Annotated in this window: 1 protein-coding gene; it reads left to right on the top strand. The window is 39.5% G+C overall.

Translation table 11 applies throughout. The features are described from left to right. The first annotated feature begins 110 nt into the window (after positions 1–110). Positions 111–302 carry a hypothetical protein gene (locus KTE19_RS13730; protein ID WP_056983294.1) on the top strand — a complete coding sequence of 64 codons (192 nt, stop codon included), beginning with the start codon at positions 111–113 and terminating at the stop codon, positions 300–302. Positions 303–451 lie beyond the last annotated feature (149 nt).

The following is a 451-nucleotide window of genomic DNA, read 5'->3' as shown; positions in this document are numbered from 1 at the left end:
TCGCAAACATCATTTTACAGAAATTTGGCCATGGGCCATTCTTTATTTAATTAGTGTTGCACTTAAAGTGTAAATTCAAGCGGGAAATAAATCAAGAAAAGAGGTATTCAATGACACTTTTAATTTTAGCCATGGCAGCCGTTGCCGGTTACTACTACTTCAAAAACACCCAATCACGAACTCGGACTAACCGTTATCAAAGTACCCAGGACCCGCACGCATATGCGTATGCTCGCAATGAACATCCAGAAATTTTGGATAAGGGGCAGGGCACTGGCCGACCGAGAAAAAATATCAATTAAGTGAGCAATCCTTAATCATGAATATCATGGATTAGGGAAAGTTAACGACTAAAATCAGCCCAAAAAAGTGGGTCTAAACTTTCTGGTATTGATGGAAATCATCAATGCCAGTTTTTTTATCCAGAATAAATGGGACATCACTGTCCCCT

The sequence above is a fragment of the Lentilactobacillus dabitei genome (genome assembly GCF_019061365.1).
GTDB lineage: Bacteria > Bacillota > Bacilli > Lactobacillales > Lactobacillaceae > Lentilactobacillus > Lentilactobacillus dabitei.
This window is presented reverse-complemented; position numbering and strand designations above follow the sequence as displayed.

What these genes read in the sequence shown, in the direction of transcription:
- KTE19_RS13730 (WP_056983294.1), top strand. Translation starts at nt 111, where the DNA reads ATGACACTTTTAATTTTAGCCATGGCAGCCGTTGCCGGTTACTACTAC.